Here is a 16126-nt window from a genome sequence, read left to right as displayed (position 1 = left end):
ATGGTGTTGTCGGTCGCCGTCGGCCCCATCGGGGTCGCGGCGGCCACCACGGGACCGGCGGGCGGGGGCGCGGTCGCCCCCGCCGTCGCAGCCCCGGGTGACGCCGTGTATCGCGTGAACGCGGGCGGGTCGTCGGTCGCCTCGACCGACGCCGGGCCCGACTGGACGACGCCCGGATCCACGGCGGGAGTGAGCGTCTCGGACGGGTCGACGTACTCGGGAGACGCGTCGGTCTCGCTCGACGACTCCGTCCCGGCGGGGACGCCCACGGGCCTGTTCACCACGGAACTGTACGGCGACATGGACTGGTCGTTCACCGACGGCATCCAGAGCGGCCAGCGGTACGAGGTCCGCCTCTACTTCGCCGAGATATACCAAGACAGCGCCGACGCGCGCGTGTTCGACGTGAACGTCGAGGGCGGCGACCTCGAACTCGACGGCTACGACATCTACGCCGACGTGGGCGCGAACACGGGCGTGATGAAGTCGTACGCGGTCACGCCCGACGACGGCGAGATCAACGTCTCGTTCGCCACCGTCACGGACAACGCGAAGGTCTCCGCGATAGAGATCGTCGCGGCCGAGCCCCAACCCGACACGCTCGGCGCGGCGTTGAGCGTCGACTTCGGCGGCGTCGTCGCGGGGGAGAGCGCCACCGAGACGGTGACGCTGACCAACCTCGGCGGCGACGGCGACCCGAGCATCGACCTCACCGACGTCTCGGTCGCCGGTGACGGCGCCGACGCGTTCGCGGTCGGGGCGCCCTCGGAGACGACGCTCGCGCCCGGCGACTCCGCGACGGTCGAGGTGACGTTCTCGCCGTCCGAGTTCGGCGCCGAGAGCGCGACCCTCGAGGTCGCACACACCGGCGTCGACTCGCCGCTGAACGTCTCCCTCTCCGGCGAGGGGACCAGCGCGGCGGAGGTCGGCTTCGGCAAGAGCACCCTCGAGGGCTTCGACCAGGGGCCGCTCACGGCGCTGGAGTTCGGCCCGGACGGCCGCCTGTACGTCGCCCAGCAGAACGGGATGGTGTACGCGCTCGACGTCACCCGCACCGCGGAGAACGACTACACCGTCGACTCCCAGGAGGCGATCGGCGCGATCCAGGAGATCCCGAACCACGACGACAACGGCAACTACGTCCCCGGCGAGGGGACCCGACAGGTGACCGGGCTGACGGTGGGCGGCACCGCGGCCCAGCCGGTGGTGTACGTCTCGTCGAGCGACCCGACGATCGACGTCGGGACGGACGACGACGACACCGACACCAACTCCGGCGCCATCTCCCGGCTGACGTTCGACTGGAACGCCGAGGGGAACCTCGCGGGCGTCGACCACGACGTACTCGTGGTCGGCCTGCCGCGGTCGGAGGAGAACCACGCGACCAACGGGCTCGCCCTCTCGGCGGACGGCGACACGCTGTACGCCGCACAGGGCGGCCACACCAACCAGGGTGCGCCCTCGAACAACTTCGGGCACACCCCCGAGTACGCGCTGTCGGCCGCGGTGCTGTCGGTCGACCTCGCACAGATCGAGGCCGACTACGCGGCCAAGAGCCTCCAGAGCTACGACCCGCAGGGGAGCAGTGGGTCGTACCCCGACCTCGACTTCTACTACGCCCTCCCGACGATCCAAACCGACGACGCCACTGACGGCGACGACCTGCCGTTCGGCGGCGACGACGGCGTCAACCAGGCCAAGTGGGTCGAGAACGGTCCCGTGCAGGTGTACGCGTCGGGCTACCGCAACCCGTACGACGTCGCACTCACGGCGGACGGACGGCTCTACGCCATCGACAACGGCCCGAACGGCGGCTGGGGCGACCAGCCGGTCGACGAGGGTCCCGGTGGTATGTGTACAAACGAGCCGAACGACCCCGGCTCGGGCACGGGCGACCAACTCCACCTCGCGAGCGAGGGGAGCTACGCGGGTCACCCCAACCCCACCCGGGGCAACCCGACCGGCGCGGACGTCTACGACGCGGACGGCAACATGGTCCTCAACATCACGGAGGCCAACAGCCCCGTTCCCGCCTCGAAGGTGAACCCGGTCGAGTGCGACTACCAGAGTCCGAGCGAGGACAACTCCCTCGGTGACACCTTCGGGTGGACCGGCGGGATGGAGGAGTACACCGCCTCGAACTTCGGCGAGAAGATGCAGGGCGACCTGCTCGTCGTCGTCGGCTCCAGTTCGGTCACGCGCGTCCAGCTCACCGACGCGGGCGACGGCGTGACCGACCAGGACGGCAACTTCTTCAGCGACCTCAGCGCGCTCGGCATCACCACGCAGGGCGACGACGACCCCTTCCCCGGGACCGTCTGGACTGCCCGCGGCGGCATCACGGTGTTCGAGCCGACCGACTACGGCAACACCGGCGGCGGCGACGGACCGCAGTGTACGGGCGCCGACGACGCGAGTCTCGACGAGGACGACGACGGCTACGACAACGCCGACGAACTCGACGCGGGGACGAACCCGTGTTCGGCGGCGTCGACGCCCGCCGACTTCGACGACGACGGCACGTCGAACGTCAACGACCCCGACGACGACAACGACGGCGCACCCGACACCTTCGACCCGTTCGCGGTCGACGCGGACAACGGGACCACGACGTCGCTGCCGGTCGTGATGGACTTCTCGGAGACCCAGCTGTTCGGCGAGAACGGCCAGGGCTGGACCGGGTTGATGACGAACGGCGAGACCGACTACGCCGACCTGTACGACCCCGACCAGATGACGGTCGGCGGCGCGGCGCAGGTGCTGACGGTCGAGAACGTCCCCGCGGGCGACGCCACGAACAACGACCAGCAGTTCGCGTTCCAGCGCGGCGTCGACGCGCCCGACGAACCGTTCACCGTCTCCACGACGGTCAACGGCATGCCGGCCGACCCCTCGGACTACCAGGGACTCGGCATCTACATCGGCAACGGCGACCAGGACAACTACCTGAAACTCGTCGTCGGCGCCAAGGGCGGGCAGGGCGGCGTCCAGTTCGGCGGGGAGACCGGCGACGGCTTCTCGCAGGTCGCCTACCCGGCCGACGCCGGCGTCGTGGGTCCGAGCAACGACACGGACCTCTCGATGACGGTGTACCCGAGCAACGACACCGTCGTGGCGTACTACACGGCCGACGGCGGCGAGCGGACGTACGTCGGCGAGACCACCGTCCCGGCGTCGTGGCTCGACAGCTCCGACGGCACGGGGCTGGCGGTCGGCGTCATCTCGACGTCGTACAGCGCGGAGTCGACGTTCGACGCGACGTGGACCGACCTCTCCGTCGAGTACGTCACCCCGCCCGCGAACGGGGCCCCCGTGGCCGACGCGGGCGCTGACGTCACCGTCGAGGAGGGCGAGCAGGTCACGCTCGACGCCTCGAACTCCTCGGACCCGGACGGCGACACGCTCGGCTACACCTGGTCGCAGACCGGCGGTCCCGACGCGGGACTGAGCTACTTCGACTCGGCGACGCTGTCGTTCACCGCGCCCGAGGTCGACGGCGACGAGACGCTCACCTTCGAGGTCAGCGTCTCCGACGGCACCGACGCGACCACCGACACGGTCGAGGTGACCGTCGAGGACGCCGACGGCGACGCCGGCACGACGACCGTCGTGCAGGCGGTCGCGAGCCACGGCGCCGGCGACGACACCACGGTCAGCCAACAGGAGCTGTTGACCGCCATCGACTGGTACCAGACCGGCGCGGAAGTTCCCGGAACGGGCGGAGAGACCATCGGGCTGAGCGAGATGCTGGCGCTCACCGACCTCTGGGAGACCGGCGCGTCCGTCGGCGACGGCAGCGACGCGGTCGGGTCGGCGCTCGTCGAGGTCACCCCCGACAGCGACAACGTCGACCAGTCGACGTACGGCTCCGGGTCGTACCAGGTGACGAACACCGGCGAGGCGAACATCACGTCGGTCTCGTTCGACCTGAGCACCGCGACGCTCCCGGACATGGTGTTCGACCCGCAGGGGACCGCGGGCGACCCGACCGGTGAGGGTCTCAACATCGTCAGCGAGGGCGGTACCGGCATCGTCACCGAACCCGGAACCGGCGAGGCGTTCAGCCAGCCGCACAACGGCCAGAACGCCGACGACGGCTACGACGTGATGACCGTCGCGTTCGACGACTTCCAGAGCGGCGAGACGGCGACGTTCTGGGCGGACAACGACCCGACGAGCATCAAGGGCGCGACGGTCGGCTCCCAGGAGGCCGGCCCGGTCTCGGGGCTCGAACTCGCCCGCTCGACGGTGACGGTCACCTACGCGGACGGGACCACCCAGACCACCCAGCTGATGGGTGACGGCTCCGACGGCGGCGCGACCGCCGTCGTGAACGCGAGCGAGGCGCCCGCGCCGACGGTCGGCGTCGAGAACGTCTCGCTCGACGGGTCGGTCCTCGACGACTACCACAGCGGCGCGACGGTCGCCGACGCGGACCAGACCGTCACGGTCACCGGCGAACCCGGCGAGACGGTCTCGCTGGTGCGCGTCGAGGGCGAACTCGCGTTGAGCAACGTGCCCGACGGCGGCTACGACGTCGAGGCGCTCGAAGCGAACAACGTGGTCGGCGTCGAGTACTACGAGGCCACCCTCGACTCGGACGGCGAGGCGGCGGTGCCGGTCACGCTGACCGACGGCGCCGACGACGACGACGACGCGGGCTACAACTACTTCGTGGCCGCACACGGCGACGTCTCCGGCGACACGGGACTCGCCTCGAACGTGGTGGTGCTCCACTACGACGCGTCCGCGGACGACGGCGCCGGCGAGAACGAGACGGTGTTCGCCGTCAACGCCGGCGGTCCCGAGTACACCGCGGCCGACGGCACGGTGTACGCGGCGGACACGAACTTCGACGGCGGGTCGACGTTCGCGACCGGCGGCTCGGAGACGCCCGCGACTCCCGAGATCGCGAACACGGACGACGACCAGCTGTACTACACCGAGCGGTACGGCGACTTCGGCTACGACGTGCCCGTGGAGAACGGCACCTACGAGGTCGACCTCTCGTTCGCCGAACTCTACCAGGGCGTCGCCACCGACGGCGGCGCGGGCGCCCGCGTGTTCAACGTCTCCGTCGAGGGCCAGCAGGTCCTGAACGACTACGACATCTACGCCGAGACGGGCGGCGCACACGCCGCGGTCACGGAGACGGTCACGGTCGAGGTGACCGACGGCGAGTTGAACGCCGAGTTCACCACCGTCGCGGACAACGCGAAAGTCTCCGCGATCGAGGTGAGCCGAGCCGGTAACGGGTCGGACGACGGCACCGACACCGGCACCGGCTCCGCCGACGTCGCGGTCACGGAGAACGGCGGGGTCGACGCGAGCACCTACGGCGGGAACTCGTTCGAGGTCACCAACACCGGCGACGAGGCGATCGAGTCGGTCACGTTCGACGTGAGCGGGAGTCTCGTCCCCGACGCGGTGTTCGACCCCGACGGAACCGCCGGCGATAGCACCGCCAAGCCGCTCAGCATCGACAGCCAGTCGGGTGACGGCGTCGGCGTCGTCAGCACCGCCGACGGCGACGTGTTCGCCCAGCCGCACAACGGCCAGGACGACGCCGAGGGGTACGACGTGATGACCGTCGGGTTCGACGACTTCGACCCCGGCGAGTCGGTCGGCTTCTCGATCGACCTCGACCCGACCACGATCAAGAACGCGAGCGGGAGCGGCGGTGCGGGCTCCGTCTCGGGGCTGGAGATCGCCGGTAGCTCGGTGACCGTCGCGTACGCCGACGGGTCGGCGCAGACGACCGACCTGGCGGCCGACGGCAGCGCGGGCGGCGCACAAGCCACCGCGAAGGCGGACGTTCCCGCGGCGCCGACGCTCGGCGTCGCGAACGTCTCGCTGAGCGGCACCGACTTCCCGGCTCACGTCGCGGCGACGGTCGACGACACCGACCAGACGCTGACCCTGAACGGGCCGGCGGGCGCGACGGTCCAACTGACCCACGTGGTCGGCGCGGACCTGTCGGGCAGCTACGACGTGGACGACTACGAGATCGACTCCGCGGCGTCGGTGGACACGGAGACGGTCACGCTCGACGCCAACGGTCAGGCCACCCTCCCGGTGAGCCTCTCCGCGTCGAACGTCGACTACTTCGTGGCGACCGTCGCGGACGCCGACGGCGACACCGGCCGGACGTCGGACGTCGTGGCCCTCGACTACGAACAGTCGAGCGGCGCCGCGCAGGTGCTCCACCGCGTGAACGCGGGCGAGGGCACCACGGTCACCGCGACGGACGACGGTCCCGACTGGACCGGCGTCGCGGACACCGGCTCGCCGTACCTCGCGTCGGTCGCGAGTTCCGGCGCGGGCAACTACTGCGGCGGCGACGACGTGACGGCCGGCCCGTCGGTCCCCTCGTCCACCCCGGACGGGGTGTTCGACTGCGAGCGGTACGGCAACTCCACGTGGACGTTCACGGTCGACGCCGGCGAGACGGTCGAGGTGCGGCTCTCGCTCGCCAACTCGTTCCCGGACACGAACGCGGCGGGTGACCGCCAGTTCAACGTCTCCATCGAGGGTCAGCAGGTGCTGAACCAGTACGACCCCGTGGCCGACGCCGGCCACGCGACCGGCGTGACGAAGAGTTTCACCGTCACCGAGGACGGCGACGGCGCGATAACGGTCGCCTTCGAGACCGGCGCGGCCGAGAACCCGGAGGTCCGCGCGATCGAGATCGTCGGGACGGAGGAGAGCGCCTGACGGCGCGTACGACACCGATGAGCGGGACACGCGCGGCCGCCGGCGTTCGCCCCGCGGCGCTCCGGAGCGCCCCGAGCGCCGGCGCCGGCCGCGCGCCGATGACGGCTCCCCGCCGGAGGACCCCCTCGTCGGCTCAGACGCCGGGACGGACCCGGTCACACGACGACGCACAGCCCACACACGACACGACACAACACACACCAAATGAACGATAGCGTTCGAAACTTCACGACACGGACCACCGCCGCACTGGTGGCGCTCGCGCTCGTCCTCTCGGTCGTCGGACCGGTGGGGACGGCCGCGGCGGCCCAGGGCCTGGTGGTCACCCAGTCGCCCTCGTCGGCGACGGTGGCCCCGGGCGAGACGGTCGAGGTCACGACGACGGTCAACGTCGACGCCCTCGACACCGTCGGTGCGGGCCTCGCGGTCGACCTCCCCGACGGGTGGTCGATCACCGAGAGCACGAGCACCGGTATCGCACAGCAACAACGCAACGAGTGGATCTGGTTCGACCCGAGCAACGTCACGGGCGACCAGACGACCACGTACACGGTCGCCGTCCCCGAGGACGCCGACAGCGGTGAGTACGACATCACCGCGACCGGACTGGTGACCAAGAACGGCCAGGAGATGGAGACGGTCGAGACCACGACGCTCACCGTCGAACGGCCCGAGACCAACGCTCCCCCGTCGGCCGACGCGGGCGACGACCTGACGGCCGCCGAGGGTGAGACGGTCACGCTCGACGCGAGCGGGTCGACCGACCCCGACGGCGACGACCTGAGCTACGACTGGTCGGTCGTCGACGACGCGGGCACCGGCGTCACCCTCTCGGACGGCGCCGCCGCGGCGCCGACGTTCACCGCGCCCGACGTGAGCGCGGAGACGACGCTCACCTTCGAGGTGTCCGTCTCGGACGGCGTCGCGTCGGACACGGACACCGTGACCGTCACGGTCACCCCGGTCAACGCCGCCCCGACCGTCTCGCTCGACGGTCCGTCGAGCGCGCAGGCGGGTGACTCCGTCGAGTTCACCGCCGCCGCGTCCGACGACGGCTCGGTCGAGAGCTACGACTGGACGTTCGGCGACGGCGACGGCGCCGACGACGCCGGCTCGTCGGTCACGCACGCGTTCGACTCGGCGGGCGAGTACACGGTCGGCGTCACCGTCACCGACGACGAGGGCGCGACCGCCACGGCGACCCAGACGGTCTCCGTGAGTGCGGCGCCGCCGGAGAACGAGGCCCCCTCGGCGTCGTTCACCGTCTCCCCCGACGCGCCCGAGGCGGGCCAGTCGGTGAGCTTCGACGCTTCGGCGTCGAGTGACGCCGACGGCTCGGTCGCCTCGTACGCGTGGAACTTCGGTGACGGCGACAGCGCGACCGGCGCGACGCCCGCCCACACGTTCGACTCGGCGGGCGAGTACACGGTCGAACTCACCGTCACGGACGACGACGGTGGGACCGCCACGGCGACGCGGACGGTCTCGGTGAGCGCGGCGCTCACCCCGGCCGACTTCCAGGTCTCCGGGCTGACCGTCCCGTCGTCGGTCGCGCAGGGCGACACCGTTGCGGTCTCGGCGACCGTCGAGAACGCCGGCGACACCGAGGCGACCGAGACGGTCACGCTCGGCGTCGACGGCATCCAAGTCGACAGTCGGTCGCTGACGCTCGCGGGCGGCGCGAGCGAGACGGTGACGTTCGACTACGACACCGCCAGTCTCGCGGCGGGCGACCACGACGTGACGGTCGCCACCGACGACGACAGCGAGAGCGCGCAGTTCACGACCACCGTCGACGACGACCCGACCGAGCACACGCTCCGGGTCGTCGGCAGCGGTGAGTACAGCAGCTACGAGTTCTCGGCCGCCGGCGAGGTGGCGGCCGCCGGCTCCACGCTCGAATCCGGCGACTCGATCGTCGGGTCGACCGCGAGCGGCGGAGTCACCGGCACGTGGAGCGACGCGTACACGTTCACCGGCAGCCTCGAACGGCTCTCGGTGAACGGTGACGCGACGGTGTACGTCGACGGCGAATCCGTCGACCCCGCCGACTACGGTGGCGACCGGCACACGCTCCGGGTCGTCGGCAGCGGTGAGTACAGCTCCTACGAGTTCTCGGCCGCCGGCGAGGTGGCGGCCGCCGGCTCCACGCTCGAAGTCCGGCGACTCGATCGTCGGGTCGACCGCGAGCGGCGGAGTCACCGGCACGTGGAGCGACGCGTACACGTTCACCGGCAGCCTCGAACGGCTCTCGGTGAACGGCGACGCGACGGTGTACGTCGACGGCGAACCCGTCGACCCCGCCGACTACGGTGACGACCGGCACACGATCCGGTTCACCGGCAGCGGTGAGTACAGCTCCTACGAGTTCTCGGCCGCCGGCGAGGTGGCGGCCGTCGGCTCCACGCTCGAATCCGGCGACTCGATCGTCGGGTCGACCGCGAGCGGCGGAGTCACTGGCACCTGGAGCGACGTGTACACGTTCACCGGCAACCTGACCGACCTGACCGTCGAGGGCGACGCGACGGTGTACGTCGACGGCGAACCCGTCGACGCCACGCCCGCGGCGCGGCTCTCGCCCGACCGAGTCGCCCCGTAGCGGCCTCGACGCACGGTCTCCGACCGGCCTCGATTTTTCGGCCCTCCCCCGCGCCGCCGAGCGACGCGTCTCACCCGCTCGGTGCCGACGGCTCGGCTCGCGCCGACACGCCGACGGCGCCCTCCGGTCGTCCGTCCCCGTCGCTCCCCGTTCGGGAGTCTGACCCGAGAACGACCAAGCGGGTCGCTACGCCGCGAGAATTCAACCGGTGAGTGGCGACCGCGCGGCCGGCGTTACTTCTTCTGGCCTTTGAGGTACTTCCGGAGGGTGTTGAGCGTGACCGCGGTGTTGATGAGGTAGGCGGCGCGCCCGCTCTTGGGCGCGATGAACACCGCGGCGAGCAGCAGCAGGCTGTCGACCTTCCGTCCCTTCCGCCAGAAGTACAGCGCCTGTCCGGTCATCATGAGCATCCGGACCTTACCCATCTGGCTGTTGGAGTCGAGTTCCTCCTCGATGTCGTCTTCGAGCGCTCCCACGTCGGTCTTCTTCGTCCGCAAGCTCGTCGGCAGGCGGTCTATGACGCTTCCCATACCTCCCACTCTGGCTATTGACGTATAATTAGTGTGGCCCGCGAGCCGAACCGAACGGTTACCGACCCTCGCCGTAACAGTGATGCGGTCCGAATGGATACGATTCCGTAATGAAACCGAACGTTCTTTTCGTCGTCATCGACGCGGCTCGCTACGACCACCTCTCGGTCAACGGGTACGACCGTCGAACGACGCCCAACGTCGACGCGCTCGCGTCGGACGGTATCGTGTTCGACGACGCGTTCGCGGCCGCCCCGTGGACGCCGCCCTCGCACGCGTCGATGTTCACCGGGACGTACCCGTCGACGCACGGCTACTTCGACACGGGGTCGGGAGTCGACGGCGCGGCGACGCTCGCGGAGACGCTCTCGGCGCACGGCTACCGGACGTTCGGGTCGTCGCTCAACCCCAAGATCGGGTACGACACCGACGTGGCGCGTGGGTTCGACGACTACGTCTCCACCTACCGGGTGCCGTTCGTCCCCCGGTCGCTCGACGAGGCGCGCGAGTACGTCTTCGACCTCCTACCGGGGTACGCGCGTCTCGCGCGCGACTACCGGGGGATGGACCGCAAGGCCGGCGAGTACCTCACGATGGCGGCGGTCAAGAAGCGCCTCCGGGCCGACGACGAGCGGCCGTTCTTCGGGTTCATCAACATCAACTCCCCGCACAACCAGTACCACGCGCCGCGGCGCTTCCGCGAGCGGTTCGAGTCGTTCGACCCCGACGAGGTCCGGATGGACGTCGTGTGGGACCTGGCCCGCTACGCGGGCAACTCCTACATGGTCGGCGACCTCGACCCGACCGAGGCGGAGTGGCGGGCGCTCGGAGACTGGTACGACGGCGAGATCGCGTTCGCCGACTCGCTGTTCAGCGAACTCGTGCGCATCCTGAAACGGAAGGGCGTGTACGACGAGACGCTGATCGTCGTCACTGCCGACCACGGCGAACACTTCGGCGAACACGGCCGCGCGTACCACCAGTTCAGCCTCTTCGACGAACTCATCCACGTCCCGCTGGTGATCAAACTCCCCGGGGGGGAGCGCGCGGGCACGCGTACGGACGACCTCGTCTCGCACGTCGATCTCGCGCCGACGATCTACGAGGCGCTCGGAATCGACGTACCCGAGGGGGTCGAGGGGCGGAGCGTGTTCTCGGGCGAGACGCGCGACGCCGTGTTCGCGGAGTACGGCGACCCCGTCACGGGGATCGCGGCGCTCGAATCGAACGTCGAGGGGGAGGTGCCCGCCGAGGCGTACGACGAACTCGACTACGCCCTCCAGTGCGTCCGAACGCGGAGGCGGAAGCTGATCCGCCGGATCGGCGGCGAACCGATCTTGACGCGGATCGACGACGAGGGAACCGAGCGGGTGGTCGACGAGGCGTGGGACGACGAGTGGGCCGCGCTCGACGGTCGGATCGACGAGACGCTCTCCGAGCACCCCGCGGAGACCGAGGGACCGGAGATCGCCGCGGGAACCGAGGAACAGCTCGAACGGCTCGGCTACCTCTGAGTCTCTCCCGGCCGACCCGGCGTCGGTTCGACGCGACCGGCCGCCGTGCCCCCGTCGGTCCACCGACGACCGGGCGGCCACGACACCCTTGACGGTCCGTCCCCACGGACCCGACATGGGAACCGTAGTCGCGGTCGAAACCGACGACGGCGCAGCGCTCGCGGGCGACTCGCTCGCGACGCACGACGGGACGGTCACGAGCAAACACGTCGATCGCGTCTTCGACTTCGAGGGGGTCGGCGCGGCGGCGACCGGCGACCGCGCCGGCGTCGACGAGTTCGAACGGGAACTCGGCGCGACGCTCCGGTCGGAACGGCTCGACCGCGACGACCCGCTCGGACTCGACCGGGTCGTGGCGCTCGCCCGGGAGGCGGCCGAGATGACCGAGGTCGAGGCGGCGGTCGTCGCGCGCGACGCCGACGGGGTCGCGCGGGTCCGCGGCGTCGGCGCGACCGGCGCGGTCACCGAGGGTCCGGTCGTCGCGCTCGGAACCGGCGCGGCGGTCGCGCTCGGCGTCATCGAGGACGCGGACACACGCGCCGACGCCGACGGGGCGGCCGCGCTCGCTCGCGACGCGGTCGAGGCGGCCGCCGTCCGCGACGCCGAGACCGGCGGCGAGGTCGAGGTGTGGACGCTCTCGAACGACGGGGCGGGCGCCGACGCGAGCGACGCGGGCGACGCGAACGACGACGGGTCGTAGCCCGGCCGTCGGCGTCGACCCCTCGGGCGTCCGGAACGAATCACGAAGCTACGCGGGCGGCACGGAACAACGTATCGGCCGCTCGCGGGCGCCTCGGACCGGATGCGGCAACAACGCTTATCTCGCGTCCGACACGTTATCGGAGTCGATGGTCACGTTCACCGACGACGACGAGGGCAAGAAGGTTGTCAACCAGAACGGCGAGGACGTCGGCCGCGTCGTCGACGTACGCCACGCGACCGCGTACGTCGACCCCGACCCGGGGATGTTCGAGACGGTGAAGTCGAAACTGGGCTGGGGCGACGTCGACGACGACGAGGACGTCTACCCGCTCCAGGACGCCGACGTCGAGTCGGTCGACGACGACCGCGTCCTCCTCCGCCGACTGTAAGGTCGGCCCGGCCGGCCGCTCTCCGTTCCGTCGCCGTTCTCCGTCTTTCCGCACGCCGAGCCGCGCGCCCGTCGGTCCGCTACGACCCGTCGCTCTGCCGGTCGTACACGTCGCCGCGCCGCTCGCGCGTTCCCAGCCACGTCCCCAGCGTCAGCCCGTAGACGACGTGGCCGGCGTGAAAGACCAGCGCGTGCTCGCGCTCCAACTCCCGGTCGAGCAGCCCCTCCAGGAGGACGCGCTCGCCGAACACCGAGAGGGCGGCGCCGTAGGCGGCACCGCCGACCATCCCGGTCGCGTCCGGTTCCCCGGGGAGCCGTTCGACGAGCGCGGCGTACGCCGGACCGAACGCCGCGCCCGCGGCCACCCCGTACAGCAGGTGGAGCAGGAGCCCCGCGACAGGGTGGTCCTCGGCGTCGCCGCCGCCGACGTACTGCGCCCAGAACTCCGCGGTCGGCGGGAGCGCGTGGAACACCGGCAGCCGGTAGACGGTCATCCCGACCGTGCCGAGCAGCCCGCCCACGCCGCCCGCGAGCGCCGCCCGCCCGGCGCCGAACGCGCCGCTCGTCTCGCCCGCCGCGGCGTCGTCGCCCGTCGACCGGTCGCCCGTCGCGTCGCCGACGCCGCGGCGGACGAGACCGACCAGCCGACCGACCGGCGAGCGCGTCATCGGTCGTCGCTCCCCGCGGCGCCGTCGTCGTCAGACTGGCGCTCGTCGCCGCGCGTGACCGACACCGCCTCCCCCATCTCGGCCCAGTCCTCGTCGCCCGACTGCCGTCGGACGCGGACCGGCGACCACTCGCCGTCGTCGACCGACGCGGCGAGTTCGTACCGCTCGTCGCTCCCCGCGGCGTCGTCCGGCCGGAGTTCGATCCGGAGTCGATTGTTCTGGTCGAACTCCACGGGCGCGGCGGTGCCCGCGACGGTCGTTCCGTCGTCCAGTTCGACGGTTACTCGGTCGTGGAGCGCGACGGCTTCGAGTTCCTCGACGACATCTCTCATGCCGGCTGGCTTCGCGCGTGGTCGGGTTGAACGTGTGGGTTGCAAGCGAAACCGGACACGACCGGGTATCCACCTCGGCTCTAGGTCGAGTGGCGGCGCGGCCCATCTCCGGGGGTCTCCGGAGCCGAGTCGACCGTCGCTCCGGCGTCACGACGGGATTCGGCGCAGCGCGACCAGTACGACCCCGGCGAGACCGCCGCACACGAGGCGGAACGCGTAGCTCGACCCGCGGTAGATGCGTCGTCGAGTGCCCCACCTCCTGGGACGGCGACTGGGACCGCGTCGTCAAGGGGGGCTGACCCCGGCTCGTCCCTCCACCAGCCGGCGTTTCTCGGCGCGGCGGAGCCGACCCACGAGCGTCTCGACGCGGTCGCTCACTCCCCACCGCCGGCGCCCGCGTCGTCCGTGCCGTCCGCGCTCGCCCAGATCGGGCCGGCCCACGCCATCCCGCCGTCGACCTGCCGGACGCGGAGGTAGTAGTGGTCGTCGTCGGTCCCCCGACGCTCGTCCCACCGGATCCCCGACAGCGGCTCGTCGTCGACGAACGACGCGGTCAGGGTGTACGCCGCGAACGCGTCGCCCCTCCGCTCGTAGCCGTTCGCGGCCGCGGGCTCCCCGCTCGCCGCCCCGTCGTCGCTCGCCGAGTCGTCCGGCTCCGCGACCCGCCAGACGGCGTTGTTCTTCACCACCTCCACCCGGTCGAGCGGGGCGGTGCCCGCCACCGAGCACTCGACCCGGCGCTCGGCGTCGGGGCCGCCGACGGCGACGGCGCTCCCCTCGTCGCGGAGGCGGTGGCCGTCCACCGACAAGGAGACCAGGATGCGGCGCGGCTGCGTGGTCCCGTACACCGCCCGGCCTTCGAGCGCGTCGAACACGGACTCCCGCGAGAGGTCGGACGCGCGGAAGGCGGTGAGCCCGCCCGGGTAGCTCCGCTCGTTCCAGACCCGCCAGATCAGCCCCCAGCCGACGCCGTCTCGGAGCCACTCCGACGCTCGCGGAAGGTGGGGGTCGACGTGGATGTGCGAGTGGCCGGGGTAGGGACCGTGGATGTCCGACGACGCCAGCATCCCGACGCGGTGGCCCATCGCGAGTGCGTCCTGGACGTAGTGGCCGGGGACGTCCACCTCGCCGTTGCCGATGCCGCCGATCGGTTTGGGGTTGCCGTCGGCGCCGCGGAGTTCGCTGCTGCCCCACTGGGAGTACACCTCGACCAGCGGCGCGAGTTCGTCGTCGTAGTCGGTGGCGTCGAAGTCGAACGGGTACAGCGCCTCCGCGGGGTGGTGCGGGATCGTGAGCACCCGCTCGCCGGTCTCGTCGCGCCACTCGCGGAGGCGCGCCCACAGCTTCTCGTACGTGTCCGACTCGGGGCTCCGCGAGTCGAACAGCCGCGCGGCGTCGGGCGACTCGTAGTAGACGTTGATGTGTCCGCCCGCGTTGGGCTGTTTGGTCCACTCGTAGCCGAACAGCGTGACGAACTCGCCGGGGTCGTGGTGGTCGTCGACCAGCCGCTTCGTCCGGTCGAAGTAGCGCCGGTGCATCCGCCGGCGCTGGAGCGACGGCGGGATGAAGAACCCCATCGTGTCGTGGTCGGTACACGCCACCACGTCGAGACCCATCACCTCGCGCGCGAACTCGAACCCCGTGGCGACGCCGCCCACCCCGTCGGAGAGCCGCGAGTGGAAGTGCAGGTCCCCCCAGTACACCCGGCTGTCGGGCGGGGTCGCGTGGACCTCGACGGGGTTGCTCACGAACCGCTCGCCCGTCTCGCGGTGCTCGACGGCGACGTAGTGGACGCCGGGCGTCTCGAACCGCACGCCGTCGAGTCGCACCACCGGCGACCCGTCGAACGCCAGCGCCGTCGGGAGCGTCGCCGCGGGGTCGGTCGTCTCGACGGCGAACGCCGCCTCGGGGTCGGGAACCAGCCGCTCGTAGCGGTCCCACGCTTGCACCGAGAGCGTCACCGACTCGCCGACGACGGCCGTCGACGGGAGGATGAGGTGCGCGCTCTCGAATGCGCTGTGTCTGCTCGCCAGGAGCTGTCGGACCGAGGGGGCGCCCCGGAGGAACGACGCGACCGACTCGCGTCCGTCAGAGAGTATCGCGGGACCGAGCGTCATCACCTACCCGTGGCGGCGACGGGTCATTACCCTTTCCGGCGTCCCGACGCTCGCCGGCCACCGGTCCCGCATCCGTCCCGGCCGGTTCGCTCCCGGCCGTCGCGACGCGCGCGAGTCGACGCGGCGCGTTTATGTCGGGCGGTCGTGAACGTCGGCTCGCTCGATGTCGCGCCCGCTCGTCCCACCCCGGACGGTCCTCGTCGGCTTCCTCGTCGCGCTGGCGGCGCTCGCGTGTCTCGGGTGGGTCGCCGGCGTCGACCGCGTACTCGCGGGGCTCGCGGGCGCCGACCCCGCGGGGGTCGCCGCGGCGCTGGCGGCCGCGGCCTGCTGGCTGGTCGCGTGGGGGCTGTCGCTGCGGGTCGCGCTCCGGACGCTCGGCGTCGCCGCCTCCCCGCCGCGTGCGGTCGCGGTGTACGCGAGCGCGACGTTTCTCAACGGACTCACGCCGTTCGCGCAGGTGGGCGGCGAGGCGCTGACGGCGGCCGTCCTCGACCGCTCGACCGACGCCGACTACGAGACCGGGCTGGCGGCCGTGATGGCCGTCGACGTGGTCAACCTCCTC

Annotated in this window: 11 protein-coding genes; 7 read left to right on the top strand and 4 right to left on the bottom strand. The window is 71.3% G+C overall.

The annotated features are described in order from the left end of the window. Positions 1–105 precede the first annotated feature (105 nt). The 3 genes from K933_RS16375 (at position 106) to K933_RS16365 (ending at position 9313) form a co-directional block, all read left to right on the top strand. Entirely contained in the window at positions 106–6714 is a 6609-nt protein-coding gene (locus tag K933_RS16375) for a malectin domain-containing carbohydrate-binding protein (RefSeq protein WP_161631430.1), read from the top strand. A gap of 204 nt (positions 6715–6918) precedes the next feature. Beyond that, positions 6919–9030: a PKD domain-containing protein gene (locus K933_RS16370; protein ID WP_023395870.1), complete on the top strand. Its 2112-nt coding sequence runs from the start codon at positions 6919–6921 to the stop codon at positions 9028–9030. Beyond that, on the top strand, positions 8969–9313 hold the full coding sequence (locus K933_RS16365) for a hypothetical protein (RefSeq protein ID WP_023395869.1): 345 nt from the start codon (positions 8969–8971) through the stop codon (positions 9311–9313). Before K933_RS16370 ends, K933_RS16365 begins: the two co-directional genes overlap by 62 nt. A gap of 233 nt (positions 9314–9546) precedes the next feature. On the opposite strand, the gene K933_RS16360 is transcribed toward K933_RS16365, so the two are convergent. Continuing rightward, a complete protein-coding gene (locus K933_RS16360) occupies positions 9547–9843 on the bottom strand; it encodes a hypothetical protein (protein ID WP_023395868.1) in 297 nt (98 codons plus the stop codon). 110 nt (positions 9844–9953) lie between these two features. On the opposite strand from K933_RS16360, the gene K933_RS16355 reads away from it, so the two are divergent. The 3 genes from K933_RS16355 (at position 9954) to K933_RS16345 (ending at position 12448) form a co-directional block, all read left to right on the top strand. Then, the gene (locus K933_RS16355; RefSeq protein WP_023395867.1) at positions 9954–11357 is read left to right on the top strand and encodes a sulfatase; all 1404 of its coding nucleotides are present in this window, start codon (positions 9954–9956) and stop codon (positions 11355–11357) included. Positions 11358–11472: 115 nt separating this feature from the next. After that, entirely contained in the window at positions 11473–12057 is a 585-nt protein-coding gene (locus K933_RS16350; protein ID WP_023395866.1) for a 20S proteasome subunits A and B, read from the top strand. A gap of 148 nt (positions 12058–12205) precedes the next feature. Then, positions 12206–12448, top strand: coding sequence for a PRC-barrel domain-containing protein (locus K933_RS16345; protein WP_023395865.1), 243 nt, complete (start codon positions 12206–12208; stop codon positions 12446–12448). Positions 12449–12527: 79 nt separating this feature from the next. On the opposite strand, the gene K933_RS16340 is transcribed toward K933_RS16345, so the two are convergent. The 3 genes from K933_RS16340 to K933_RS16330 form a co-directional block, all read right to left on the bottom strand. Beyond that, on the bottom strand, positions 12528–13115 hold the full coding sequence (locus tag K933_RS16340; RefSeq protein WP_023395864.1) for a DUF6789 family protein: 588 nt from the start codon (positions 13113–13115) through the stop codon (positions 12528–12530). Further along, the gene (locus K933_RS16335; RefSeq protein ID WP_023395863.1) at positions 13112–13447 is read right to left on the bottom strand and encodes a hypothetical protein; all 336 of its coding nucleotides are present in this window, start codon (positions 13445–13447) and stop codon (positions 13112–13114) included. The genes K933_RS16340 and K933_RS16335 overlap by 4 nt, the downstream gene beginning before the upstream one ends. Before the next feature lie 374 nt (positions 13448–13821). After that, entirely contained in the window at positions 13822–15564 is a 1743-nt protein-coding gene (locus K933_RS16330; protein WP_023395862.1) for a DUF3604 domain-containing protein, read from the bottom strand. Positions 15565–15727: 163 nt separating this feature from the next. Between K933_RS16330 and K933_RS16325 the strand changes: the two genes are divergently transcribed. Then, positions 15728–16126, top strand: a 399-nt coding sequence (locus K933_RS16325; protein WP_023395861.1) for a lysylphosphatidylglycerol synthase domain-containing protein, incomplete at its 3' end; no start/stop codon positions are given.

The sequence above is a fragment of the Candidatus Halobonum tyrrellensis G22 genome, from assembly GCF_000495475.1.
In the GTDB taxonomy this organism is placed as follows: Archaea; Halobacteriota; Halobacteria; order Halobacteriales; family Haloferacaceae; genus Halobonum; species Halobonum tyrrellense.
This window is presented reverse-complemented; position numbering and strand designations above follow the sequence as displayed.